Genomic DNA, 12,919 nt, shown 5'->3' on the forward strand with positions numbered 1-12,919 from the left:
CGCCGGGCAGTTGGACTGCCCGGCGCCCCTTCCACGTTCGTCAGAGCTTGACGCGGACTTCCTTGCGGAACTTCGCGGTGATGGAGGCAGCGTCCTCAGGCGACGTGCCCTTGCCGGACATGAGGCTCGCCATATCCATCGGGATCACGAAGCCGAGGGTGCTGTGGTCGCCCCACACGCACACCGACATCCTGAACTCCTTGGGGCCGGCGCTCGGCGCGTCGGCGTCGGGCTTGGACTTGATCTGCTGGCACTTCACCACGGCGCCCTCGGCCTCGGCGGGCGTGAAGACCTGCGGTTCGCCCACGAGTTCGGCCTCGTCGTCCTTGTCCTTCTTGGACTCAGCCTCGATGCTTGCGAACACGCGGTCGACGACCTTCTCCGGGTCCTCGATCTCGCCGTAGAGACCGCCGAACTGGAGCAGCTTCCCGGCCAGCGGGTTGTTCTCGTCCTTCACCTGGTAGCTGGCCTCGACCTGCTTCGCGTTCTTGACGCCGTTCTTCTCTGCGTCCTTGAGGAAGTCGTCGCTGTCGCCGCCGCCGCTGTTGGGCGACTTCTTGTACTCGGTGAGCACGGTGTCCGGCGTCGTCAGTTTGTGCGGGCCGTCGTCGGCGACGTCGCTCCCGCCCCCGCCGAAGACGAAGTACGCACCCACACCCAGCGCCGCCACAACCGCCACCGCGCCTATGATCAGGCCGGTCTTCTTGCCGCCGCCGCCCGCAGCCGGCGGCGGCGGGTAGGCGCCCGGGCCCGCGCCGTACTGAGGCTGCTGGCCGTACTGGGGCTGCTGGCCGTACGGGCCCGGCTGCTGGGGCTGGCCCCACTGGCCCGGCTGGCCGGGCTGCTGCTGCGGGTAGCCGTAGCCCTGCGGCGGAACGCCCTGCGGAGCCTGCTGCGGATACCCGTAACCGGGCTGCGGGGCCGGCGGCTGCTGGCCGTACGGCCCCGGCTGCTGCGGCTGGCCGCCGTACGGCCCCGGCTGGTTGTAGCTCATTACGGGTGTTCCCCTCGTGATGTTTATGTGTTCCGAACATCCTGTCGCAAGCGCCGACCCCCCGGGGCGGCGGGGGGCACACCGTTACGGAACAATCGCGTTTCAGGACCGCCCCGTGACACCCCTAAACTGACCCCGTGACCGAGAACACTCAGCATCAGCCAGCCAGCACCCCCGAACTGCCGACCCAGTACGCGCCGGCCGAGGTAGAAGGGGCGCTGTACGAGCGCTGGGTAGAACGCGGGTACTTCGAGGCGGACGCCAAGAGCGAGAAGCCGCCGTTCACGGTCGTCATCCCGCCGCCGAACGTCACCGGCAGCCTCCACCTCGGCCACGCCTTCGAGCACACGCTCATCGACGCCCTCACCCGCCGCAAGCGCATGCAGGGTTACGAGACCCTGTGGCAGCCTGGCATGGACCACGCCGGCATCGCCACGCAGAACGTGGTCGAGCGGGAACTGGCCAAGGAGGGCAAGTCCCGCCACGACCTCGGCCGTGAGGCGTTCGTCGAGCGCGTCTGGCAGTGGAAGGGCGAGTCCGGTGGCCAGATCTCCGGGCAGATGCGTCGCCTCGGCGACGGTGTCGCCTGGTCGCGTGAGCGCTTCACCATGGACGAAGGCCTGTCCCAGGCCGTCCAGACCATCTTCAAGAAGCTCTACGACGACGAGCTGATCTACCGCGCCGAGCGCATCATCAACTGGTGCCCGCGTTGTCTGACGGCCATCTCCGACATCGAGGTGGAGTACCAGGACGACGACGGCGAGCTCGTCTCCATGAAGTACGGCGACGGCGACGACACCATCGTCGTCGCGACCACGCGCGCCGAGACGATGCTCGGTGACACCGCCGTCGCCGTCCATCCCGACGACGAGCGCTACAAGCACCTGGTCGGCAAGCAGATCAAGCTGCCGCTGACCGACCGTACGATCCCGGTCGTCGCGGACGAGCACGTCGACCCGGAGTTCGGTACCGGCGCCGTCAAGGTGACGCCGGCACACGACCCGAACGACTTCGAGATCGGTCAGCGGCACAACCTGCCGAGTGTCGCCGTCATGGACGAGCACGCCGTCATCACGGCGCACGGGCCCTTCCAGGGCCTGGACCGGCTCGAGGCCCGGTCGGCGATCGTCGGCGCGCTGCGCGCGGAGGGCCGGATCGTCGCCGAGAAGCGGCCGTACCTCCACTCCGTCGGCCACTGCTCGCGCTGCAAGACCACCATCGAGCCCCGCCTGTCCATGCAGTGGTGGGTCAAGGTCGGTCCGCTCGCGAAGCCCGCAGGCGACGCGGTCCGTGACGGCCGGGTCAAGATCCACCCGCAGGAGATGGAGAAGCGGTACTTCGACTGGGTCGACAACCTCCACGACTGGTGCATCTCACGCCAGTTGTGGTGGGGGCACCGCATCCCCGTCTGGTACGGGCCGAACGGCGAGACCGTCTGCATCGGACCCGACGAGCAGCCCCCGAGCGGCGACGGCTGGACCCAGGACACCGACGTCCTCGACACCTGGTTCTCCTCCGGCCTGTGGCCCTTCTCGACCCTGGGCTGGCCGGAACAGACCGAGAGCCTCGCGAAGTTCTACCCGAACTCCGTCCTGGTCACCGGCTACGACATCCTCTTCTTCTGGGTCGCCCGGATGATGATGTTCGGTCTGTACGCGATGGACGGCACCCCGCCGTTCCACACCATCGCCCTGCACGGCATGGTCCGCGACCAGTTCGGCAAGAAGATGTCGAAGTCCTTCGGCAACGCGGTCAATCCGCTGGACTGGATGGACAAGTACGGCTCCGACGCGCTGCGGTTCACGCTCGCGCGCGGCGCCAACCCCGGTGTCGACGTCCCGATCGGCGAGGACTGGGTCCAGGGCTCGCGCAACTTCGCCAACAAGATCTGGAACGCGACCCGCTTCGCTCTGATGAACGGCGCCACGGTGGAGGGCCCGCTGCCCGCCCCTGAGCAGATGTCCTCCACGGACCGATGGATCCTGTCGCGGCTGAACACCACGGTCGCCGAGGTCGACGCCTACTACGAGGACTACCAGTTCGCGAAGCTCTCCGAGTCCCTGTTCCACTTCGCCTGGGACGAGGTCTTCGACTGGTACGTCGAGCTGTCGAAGACCACCTTCTTCGAAGGTGGCGAGCAGGCCAGGGTCTCCGGCCGGGTCCTCGGTGAGGTCCTGGACGTGATGCTGCGCCTGCTGCACCCGGTCGTCCCCTTCGTCACGGACACCCTGTGGACGACGCTGACCGGCGGAGAGTCGCTCGTCGTCGCCGACTGGCCGAGCGACAGCGGCTTCCGCGACGAGCCCGCCGAGCGGGAGATCGAGCTCGTGCAGCGGGTCGTCACCGAGGTCCGCCGCTTCCGCAGCGACCAGGGCCTGCAGCCCGGGCAGAAGGTCCCGGCGCGGCTCACCCTGGACGGCACCGCGCTCGCTCCGCACGAGGCGGCGATCCGGCAGCTGCTGCGTCTCCAGCCGGAGGGCGAGGGCTTCCACGCCACCGCCTCCCTGCCGGTCGCCGGTGCCACGGTCGCGCTGGACCTGTCGGGCACGATCGACGTCGAGGCCGAGCGCAAGCGTCTGACGAAGGACCTGGCCGCGGCCGAGAAGGAGAAGGCCCAGGCGACGGCCAAGCTCGGCAATGAGGCGTTCCTCGCGAAGGCGCCGGACCATGTGGTCGACAAGATCCGGGGGCGGCTCGCCACCGCGGACGACGACATCGCCCGCATCACGGCCCAGCTGGCGAACCTGCCGCAGGGTTGAGCGACGCCGTGACGGGCGAGGCCCCGGGGGACGCCCCCGGGGCCTCGCCCGTTCCTGTCGGTGCCGCTCCGTAGACTGGATCCCGTGAGTGAGCACCCCGACCCGTTCGACGAGATCGTCGATGCCGACGAGACACCATCCGCTACCGCGGGGCGAGACCGTGACCCCGACCTGGCGGTGATCGAGGCCGGCAGCCGCACCCTGCGCGCGCAGGCCGGGACGCCGCAGACCGATGCCGTGCCCGCCCGGCCGGCGGACCCGGAGGTGGACAGGGCGCTGCGCAAGGTCGAGGCCGACCTGGCGACGCGCTGGGGCGAGACCAAGCTGGAGCCCTCGGTCTCCCGGATCTCCGCCCTGATGGACGTGCTGGGCGAGCCCCAGCGCGCGTACCCCTCGATCCACATCACGGGGACGAACGGCAAGACGTCCACGGCCCGCATGATCGAGGCGCTGCTCGGCGCCTTCGACCTGCGCACCGGGCGTTACACCTCGCCCCACGTCCAGTCGATCACCGAGCGGATCAGCCTGGACGGCGCGCCCATCGAGGCCGAGCGCTTCATCGAGACGTACAACGACATCAAGCCGTACCTGGACATGGTCGACGCCGCCCAGGAGTACCGGCTCTCCTTCTTCGAAGTGCTCACCGGCATGGCGTACGCCGCGTTCGCCGACGCCCCGGTGGACGTCGCCGTCGTCGAGGTCGGCATGGGCGGCAGCTGGGACGCGACGAACGTGATCGACGGCTCGGTCGCCGTGGTCACCCCGATCGACCTGGACCACACCGACCGGCTCGGCTCCACCCCCGGCGAGATCGCCGGGGAGAAGGCCGGGATCATCAAGCAGGGCGCGACGGTCATCCTGGCGCAGCAGCCGGTGGACGCCGCCCAGGTGATGCTGAAGAAGGCCGTGGAGCTCGATGCCACGGTGGCCCGGGAGGGCATGGAGTTCGGTGTGGTCTCGCGTGAGATCGCGGTCGGCGGCCAGCTGCTGACGCTGCGCGGACTCGGCGGCGAGTACGAGCAGATCTTCCTCCCGCTGTACGGAGCCCACCAGGCGCACAACGCCGCGGTCGCGCTCGCGGCGGTCGAGGCGTTCTTCGGTGTGGGCGCCGAGCAGGCGCGTGTGCTGGACCCGGAGACGATCAGGAAGGCGTTCGCCGCGGTCGCCTCGCCCGGCCGTCTGGAGGTCGTGCGCCGCAGCCCCACGGTCGTGCTGGACGCCGCGCACAACCCGTCGGGCGCACGGGCGACGGCCGACGGCATCACGGAGTCGTTCGGCTTCTCCCGCCTCATCGGCGTGGTCGGCACGAGCGACGACAAGGACGTGCGCGGTCTGCTGGAGGCGTTCGAGCCGATCTTCGCCGAGATCGTCGTCACGCAGAACTCCAGCCACCGCGCAATGGACGCGGACGAGCTCGCGGCGATCGCCGTGGAGGTCTTGGGTGACGAGAGGGTGGTCGTCGAGCCGCGCCTGGACGACGCGCTGGAGGCGGCGATCACCCTGGCGGAGGAGGAGTCGGAGTTCTCGGGCGCGGGCGTCCTGGTGACCGGCTCCGTGATCACGGTCGGCGAGGCCCGGCTGCTGCTGGGGAGGGGCTGACATCCGATGCGTACGCTCTGTGCATCCACGCTGATCGGCGAGTTCTTCGTGATCGGCTTCGCCGGTCTCGTGGCCATGAAGTCGGACGGCGCCTCGCTGGCCGTGGTGTGGACGGTCTGCGGGGTGGCGATGCTGCTCTCGCTGCTGCTGTGCGGCATGATCACGCGGCCGGGGGGGATCCAGCTCGGCTGGGCGCTCCAGATCGCCCTGATCGCGAGCGGGTTCGTCGTGCCGGCCATGTTCTTCCTCGGCGCGCTGTTCGCCGCTCTGTGGTGGGCGTCGGTGTTCTACGGCCGCAGGATCGACGAGGCGAAGGCCAAGTGGGCGGCTCAGGCATCGGCAGGACCTGACGCTGCGTAATCGGCGGCGTCGTCCGCCCTGTAGCCTCATCAGTGCCTGCCGGCCGGATGGGACGCGGCAGGCACTGAAACCCGCACATGAAGGAGCCCGTACCGTGAGCCAGCGCACGCTCGTCCTGCTCAAGCCCGACGCCGTACGACGCGGCCTGATCGGCGAGATCATCGGCCGTATCGAGGCCAAGGCCGGCTGGAGCATCACCGCGCTGGAGCTGCGCACGCTGGACCAGGAGACCCTGGAGCAGCACTACGGAGAGCACAAGGGCAAGCCGTTCTACGAGCCGCTGGTCGCCTTCATGTCCTCCGGCCCCGTCGTCGCCCTCGTGGTCGAGGGCGAGCGCGTCATCGAGGGCGTACGCCAGCTGGCGGGTCCCACCGACCCGATCGCGGCGGCTCCGGGCTCCATTCGTGGTGACTTCGGCACCATCGTCCGGGAGAATCTCATCCACGCCTCGGACTCGGAGGAGTCCGCCATTCGAGAGCTGAAGATTTTCTTTCCGGGTCTTTCCTGACAAGACGTCAGCCGAACAGCGCTCATGACCTGGGGCGACCGAAGGAATTTCGGTCGCCCCTTGGCATAGGCCGGAGCATTGCGGGAACGCATCGTTGCGACACATCGTCACCTAATCAGAGGTGGACCAGCGCGCCGTGTCCGTGGGGACGGCACTACGATGTAAGCCTCCACGCCACACCACCCACCTCGCCATCCTGAAAAGCCATCAAACGCTCGATTTGGGAAGGCCAGACGCATCCTCATGGGGAACAACATGTCGTTCATCGGCCGTGACATGGCTGTCGACCTCGGGACCGCCAACACGCTGGTGTACGTCAGAGGCCGGGGGATCGTTCTCAACGAGCCGTCCGTCGTCGCGATCAACACCAACACGGGCGGCATTCTCGCGGTCGGCGCCGAGGCGAAGAAGATGATCGGCCGGACGCCGGGCAACATCGTTGCCGTCCGGCCGCTGAAGGACGGCGTCATCGCCGACTTCGAGATCACCGAGCGGATGCTCCGCTACTTCATCCTGAAGATCCACAAGCGCCGGTACCTCGCCCGGCCGCGCGTCGTCGTCTGTGTCCCCTCCGGAATCACAGGTGTCGAGCGTCGTGCGGTCATCGAGGCGTCGACGCAGGCAGGCGCCCGTCAGGTGCACATCATCGAGGAGCCGATGGCCGCGGCCATCGGGTCCGGCCTCCCCGTCCACGAGGCCACCGGCAACATGGTCGTCGACATCGGCGGCGGCACCACCGAGGTCGCCGTGATCTCCCTCGGCGGAATCGTCACGGCACAGTCCATCCGCGTCGCCGGCGACGAGCTCGACAACGCGATCATCCAGCACATCAAGAAGGAGTACTCGCTCCTGCTCGGTGAGCGGACCGCCGAGAGCATCAAGATCACCATCGGTTCCGCGTACGAGATGGACGAGGAGGAGCACACCGAGATCCGCGGGCGTGACCTCGTCTCCGGTCTGCCCAAGACCGTGGTCATCTCCGCCGCGGAGGTCCGCAAGGCCATCGAGGAGCCGGTCAACGCGATCGTCGACGCCGTCAAGACGACACTCGACAAGTGCCCGCCGGAGCTGTCCGGCGACGTCATGGACCGCGGCATCGTCCTCACCGGCGGTGGTGCACTGCTGCGCGGCCTCGACGAGCGGCTGCGCCGCGAGACGGGCATGCCGATCCATATCGCGGAGGACCCGCTGGACTCGGTGGCGCTCGGATCCGGCAAGTGTGTCGAGGAGTTCGAGGCGCTCCAGCAGGTACTGGACGCCCAGCCGCGTCGTTAGCCTGGTGACGGCCCGGCAGCAGCTGGGCCGCCGTCCGCCGTTCGGGGCCTGCGGGGCCCCGGGCGGGGTCCTTCCCCCCCCTCCGCCTCAAGGGCGGGACCGTTGTTCCACCGACACCACGATTCCAACGAGGAAGGCACGGCCGCCGCACGTGAGGGACACACGAGAGAGCCGGCTGCTCCTGGTGCTGCTGATCGCCATCGCGTTCGCCTTGATCACGGTGGACATCCGCGGCGGTGAGGACTCGCCGGTCGACGGAGCCCGCCAGGCCGCGGCCACGGTCTTCGGCCCTGTCGAGAGCGGTGTCGCGGCGGCCGTCGACCCGATCGGCAACGCCATCGGCGCCGTACGGGACTCCGGCGAGCGGCACGACCGCATCAGCGAACTGGAGCGCGAGAACGCCGAGCTCAAACAGCGGCTCGGCAGCGACGACCGCAACCGCAGCCGGCTGCGCGAGCTCGACGGCCTGATCCGGACCGCGGCGGCCGGACAGTACGGCATCAAGGGCGCCGAGGTCATCGCCATAGGAGCGGCCCAGGGCTTCTCCTGGACGGTCACCATCGACATCGGCGCGAACGACGGCATCAGGCGTGACATGACCGTCATCAACAGCGACGGACTCGTCGGCCGCGTCACCACCGTCGGACCCAGCACCTCCACGGTCCTGCTCGCCAGCGACCCCGACTTCACGGTCGGCACCCGTATGGAGAAGACCAGCGAGCTGGGCTTCGCGACCGGCCAGGGCGACCGGCCGCTCCTCGTCCAGCTCCTCAACGGCAAGTCCAAGGTCAAGAAGGGCGACCGGCTGGTCACCTTCGGCTCACAGGCCAACAAGCCGTTCGTACCGGGGGTCCCGGTCGGTGAGGTCATCCGCGTCGATCCCGCGGGCGGCGACCTCACCCGGAACGTCTACGTCCGCCCGTACGCCGCCTTCAGCAGGCTCGACATCGTCGGCGTCGTCGTCCAGGCACCGAGCAGCGACCCGCGCGACATGGTCCTGCCGCCGAAGCCCGCCAGGCCCAAGCCGACGCCCACCGTGACGGTGACCGTCACACCCGGTGCGTCCGACGACGGCGACGGGCAGGTCCAGGGCGACGCCGACACCCCGCAGGACGGCCAGGCACCGGACCCGCAGACGCAGGACGACGGACAGGCCGCCCAGGACGCCGCACCTGATCCACCGGGTGACAACGCGGCCGATGTCCAGAACGACGAGTAGTGGGAGCTGATCCGTTCATGCGCTTCAACCGGATGCTGCTCTCCACGACCCTGGTCGTGGTCGCCCTCGTCATCCAGGTCACCATTCTCGCCCGCCTCCAGTTGCCCGGCGCGGTTCCCGACCTGATGCTGCTGACCGTCCTCGGACTCGCCATGGTCTACGGCCACGTCGCGGGCGCCTTCGTCGGCTTCGGCGCCGGCCTCCTCGCCGACATAGCGCCGCCCGCCGACCACGCGGCCGGCCGCTACGCGCTCGTCCTGTGCGTCATCGGCTATCTCGCCGGCCTCGTCCGGCCCGACAACGGGCAGCAGTTGCGCTCCGCCACCGGTCCCATGCTCGTGGTCGTCGCCGCCGCCGTCGGCGCCACCCTGCTGTACGCGGGAGTGGGTGCCCTCGTCGGCGACACCGCCGCCCGCCATGTCGGCCTCGGCAGCCTGCTGTTCACCGCCGCCGTCTACGACCTGATCCTCGCGCCCTTCACCGTGCCGCTGATCATGTGGCTGGCCAGACGCAGCGACAGCGACCCGCTCGCCGAGAGCCAGAGCGGCAACGTCCAGGACGTCGCCTCCGGCTGGCTGTCCTCCGGCACCGGTCTGCGGATCGGCGCCCAGCGCAGCGGGCTGAAGATCAAGGCGGCCAGGACGCGGGCCACACGGGCCGGACGCATCAAGGGAGTCAAGCGACTGTGACCGAGGGGGCAGCAGCGTGAGCAACATTCCGGAGACGGGGCGGACCCCCCGGGTCCAGGTCCGGCTCGTCATCATCCAGGTACTCGTCTTCTCCCTCCTGCTCACTCTCGGCGGCCGGCTCTGGTACCTCCAGATCCGCAACGGCGACGAGTACGCCGACGAGGCAAGCGGCAACCACGTGCAGCGCGTCGTCTCACCCGCCGTACGCGGCTCGATCCTCGACGCCCGCGGCATCCCGCTCGCCGACAACGAGACCCGCCTGGTGGTCTCCGCGTCCCGCACCGAGCTGATGAAGATGAAGGACGACGGGAAGGCCGTCCTCACCCGACTGGCGGGCGTCCTCGGCATGAAGCCGAAGGAGGTCATGGACAAGGTCAGGCTGTGCGACTCCAAGACGCCGCAGCCCTGCTGGAACGGTTCCCCGTACCAGCCGATCCCGGTCACCGACGAGGCCACCACGCAGCAGGCGCTGCAGATCCGGGAGAGTTCCGAGGACTTCCCCGGCATCACCGCCGAACCCACCGCCGTACGCCGCTACCCCGCACCGGGCAAGGCGCGCACCGCGCAGGTGCTCGGCTACCTCTCCCCGGTGACCGACGAGGAGATCCAGCAGGCCAAGGACACCGACTCGCCGCATCTGCGCTCCGACCAGGTCGGCCGCTCGGGCCTGGAGCGCACCTACGACAAGCAGTTGCGCGGCAAGGCAGGCGTCACGTCGTACGAGGTCGACAAGCTCGGCCGGGTCATGGGCCAGACCGAGGCCGACCCGGGCGTGCCCGGCTCCAACGTCGTCACGAGCATCGACGCCCGGGTCCAGGCCGTCGCCGAGCACGAGCTCCACCAGGCGATGAAGACCGTCCGGCACGAGACCGACAAGATCACCGGCCGCAGGTACGAGGCCGACGCGGGCGCCGTCGTCGTCATGGAGTCCAGGACCGGCCGCGTCGTCGCGATGGCCTCCCAGCCCGACTACGACCCCAACGCCTGGGTCGGCGGCATCTCCGCCAAGGACTACGCCAAGCTCACCGGCAAGGGCTCCAACTACCCGCTGCTCAACCGGGCCATCCAGGGCCAGGCACCCGCCGGCTCCGTCTTCAAGGTGGTGTCGGCGAGCGCGGCCGTGCGGGCCGGCTACCCCTTCGACGGCCGTTACAACTGCAGCAGCTCCTACAGCATGGGCAACCGGAGCTTCGCGAACTTCGAGTCCAAGGGGCACGGGCCCATCTCGCTCGGCGACGCCCTCAAGTTCTCCTGCAACACCGTCTTCTACCGTCTCGGCCACCAGGAGTGGCAGCGCGACGGCGGCATAAAGCCGAAGAAGAACGCCCACGACTGGTTCTACCGGACCGCCCATGACTTCGGATTCGGCGCCGAGACCGGCGTCGACCTGCCGAACGAGGTCATCGGCCGCATCCCCGACCGCCAGTGGAAGAAGAAGTTCTGGGAGGCCAACAAGGACTCCTGGTGCAAGCAGGGCAAGAAGGGCGGCACGTACGTCGAACAGATCGCCTACGAGAGCTGCCTCGAAGGCAACCAGCTGAAGGCCTTCGACAGCATCAACTTCGCCATCGGCCAGGGCGACGTTCTCATCACGCCCATCCAGCTGGCCACCGCCTACGCCGCCATCAGCAACGGCGGCACCCTGTACAACCCCACCATCGGCAAGGCCGTGATCAGCCCCGACGGCAAGAGGATCGAGGAGATCAAGCCCGACGCCCACGGCAGGCTGCCGGTCGACGCCGAGACCATCAACGACCTCGACAAGGGCCTGCGCTCCGTCGTCGAGCCCGGTGGCACCGCCGCCTGGCGGTTCGGCGGCTGGCCGCAGGACAAGATCCCGATGCGGGCCAAGACCGGCACCGCCCAGGTCTACGGCAAGCAGACCACCTCGTGGTTCGCGACCTACACCGACGACTACACGATCGTCATGACGATCTCCCAGGGTGGTACGGGCTCCGGCGCGTCGGGTCCCGCGGTGCGCAACATCTACGACGCGATGTACGGCCTGGACAAGGAGGGCAACCAGGACCTGAAGAGGGCCCTGCTTCCCCAGCCGCAGAAGGGCCTGCCCAAGATCCTCCCGGACGGCTCGATCGACGCCCCGGAGATCAGGCCCTACGTTCCTCCGAAGCCGAAGGACCCCGAACCAGTGCTCGCGGGGTCGCCCGCACGGAGGGACTGACATGACAGGCCCAGGCGGCTTCTCCGTCTCCGGCTACGGCCCGGGGCGCGACGGTCTGTGGAACCGGCTCAGCGCCCGCGACTCGATCGCGCGCAGGCTCGACTGGCCGCTGATGTCCTCGGCGATCGCGTTGTCGGTCATCGGCACCCTGCTCGTGTGGTCGGCCACCCGAGGACGCACCGAACTCAACCAGGGCGACCCGTACCACTTCCTCGTCCGGCACAGCCTCAACATCGGCATCGGCTTCGCCCTCATGGTGGGCACGATCTGGCTGGGCCACCGGATGCTCCGCGGTGCGGTGCCGATGCTGTACGGGCTCTCGGTGGTGCTCGTCCTGCTGGTGCTCACGCCGCTCGGCGCCACGATCAACGGTGCCCACGCCTGGCTCGTCATCGGCGGGCTGTCGCTCCAGCCGTCCGAGTTCGTGAAGATCACGATCATCCTGATGATGGCGATGATGCTCGCCGCCCGGGTCGACGCGGGCGACCAGCTCCATCCCGACCACCGCACGGTCGCCAAGTCGCTCGGGTTCGCCGTGCTGCCCATGGCGATCACCATGCTGATGCCCGACCTCGGCTCGGTGATGGTCATGGTCGTGATCGTGCTCGGTGTGCTGCTCGCCTCGGGCGCCTCCAACCGGTGGATCCTCGGCCTCATCGGCACGGGCGCGGCGGGCGCCGTCCTGGTGGCCGCGCTCGGGCTGCTCGACGAGTACCAGATCAACCGCTTCGCCGCCTTCGCCAACCCCGAGCTCGACCCCGCCGGTGTCGGCTACAACACCAACCAGGCGCGGATCGCGATCGGCTCCGGCGGGCTGTACGGCGCGGGGCTCTTCAACGGCCACCAGACCACGGGCCAGTTCGTGCCCGAGCAGCAGACCGACTTCATCTTCACCGTCGCAGGCGAGGAACTGGGCTTCCTCGGCGCGGGGCTGATCCTCGCGCTGCTCGGCGTCGTGCTGTGGCGGGCCTGCCGCATCGCCCGGGAGACGACCGAGCTGTACGGCACGATCGTCGCGGCCGGGATCATCGCCTGGTTCGCCTTCCAGTCCTTCGAGAACATCGGCATGGCGATGGGCATCATGCCGGTGGCCGGTCTGCCGCTGCCGTTCGTGTCGTACGGAGGCACGTCCATGTTCGCGGTGTGGATCGCGGTGGGCCTGCTCCAGTCGATCCGGGTCCAGCGCCCGATAAGCGCATAGCCGGAGGGGAGCACCCCATGCCCCACGGGCTGTGGGGGAGGGCAGCACCCGGGCACACGTCCCGGGTACGGCGGGGCGTTGCGATGGCGCGTCCGCCCCGGCACGCGGGGGTCGGGGGAGGGCCGGAGCCCCT

The 12,919-nt window shown here is 69.1% G+C and carries 10 protein-coding genes; 9 read left to right on the forward strand and 1 reads right to left on the reverse strand.

The features are described from left to right. Nucleotides 1-40 precede the first annotated feature (40 nt). The gene (locus ACH5AF_RS01710) at nt 41-994 is read right to left on the reverse strand and encodes a hypothetical protein (protein WP_398899292.1); all 954 of its coding nucleotides are present in this window, start codon (nt 992-994) and stop codon (nt 41-43) included. A gap of 137 nt (nt 995-1,131) precedes the next feature. Between ACH5AF_RS01710 and ACH5AF_RS01715 the strand changes: the two genes are divergently transcribed. The 9 genes from ACH5AF_RS01715 (at nt 1,132) to rodA (ending at nt 12,786) form a co-directional block, all read left to right on the forward strand. Beyond that, nucleotides 1,132-3,753 (forward strand): valine--tRNA ligase, encoded by a 2,622-nt coding sequence (locus ACH5AF_RS01715; RefSeq protein WP_398899293.1) that lies wholly within the window; start codon nt 1,132-1,134, stop codon nt 3,751-3,753. Between the two features lie 84 nt (nt 3,754-3,837). Beyond that, the gene (locus ACH5AF_RS01720) at nt 3,838-5,352 is read left to right on the forward strand and encodes a bifunctional folylpolyglutamate synthase/dihydrofolate synthase (RefSeq protein ID WP_398899294.1); all 1,515 of its coding nucleotides are present in this window, start codon (nt 3,838-3,840) and stop codon (nt 5,350-5,352) included. Between the two features lie 6 nt (nt 5,353-5,358). Then, a complete protein-coding gene (locus tag ACH5AF_RS01725; protein ID WP_398899295.1) occupies nt 5,359-5,712 on the forward strand; it encodes a DUF4233 domain-containing protein in 354 nt (117 codons plus the stop codon). Nucleotides 5,713-5,806: 94 nt separating this feature from the next. Then, complete coding sequence (gene ndk / locus ACH5AF_RS01730) at nt 5,807-6,220, forward strand: nucleoside-diphosphate kinase (RefSeq protein WP_398899296.1); 414 nt, start codon at nt 5,807-5,809, stop codon at nt 6,218-6,220. 255 nt (nt 6,221-6,475) lie between these two features. Next, a complete protein-coding gene (locus tag ACH5AF_RS01735) occupies nt 6,476-7,495 on the forward strand; it encodes a rod shape-determining protein (protein WP_398899766.1) in 1,020 nt (339 codons plus the stop codon). Nucleotides 7,496-7,646: 151 nt separating this feature from the next. Then, complete coding sequence (gene mreC, locus ACH5AF_RS01740; RefSeq protein ID WP_398899297.1) at nt 7,647-8,714, forward strand: rod shape-determining protein MreC; 1,068 nt, start codon at nt 7,647-7,649, stop codon at nt 8,712-8,714. Nucleotides 8,715-8,731: 17 nt separating this feature from the next. Beyond that, nucleotides 8,732-9,403, forward strand: coding sequence for a rod shape-determining protein MreD (mreD, locus tag ACH5AF_RS01745; RefSeq protein ID WP_398899298.1), 672 nt, complete (start codon nt 8,732-8,734; stop codon nt 9,401-9,403). Between the two features lie 16 nt (nt 9,404-9,419). Beyond that, complete coding sequence (gene mrdA, locus ACH5AF_RS01750; protein ID WP_398899299.1) at nt 9,420-11,585, forward strand: penicillin-binding protein 2; 2,166 nt, start codon at nt 9,420-9,422, stop codon at nt 11,583-11,585. A 1-nt stretch (nt 11,586) separates the two neighbouring features. Beyond that, a complete protein-coding gene (rodA, locus tag ACH5AF_RS01755; protein ID WP_398899300.1) occupies nt 11,587-12,786 on the forward strand; it encodes a rod shape-determining protein RodA in 1,200 nt (399 codons plus the stop codon). Nucleotides 12,787-12,919: the final 133 nt, after the last annotated feature.

It is taken from the genome of Streptomyces sp. NPDC018833 (assembly GCF_044390825.1).
Classification (GTDB): domain Bacteria; phylum Actinomycetota; class Actinomycetes; order Streptomycetales; family Streptomycetaceae; genus Streptomyces.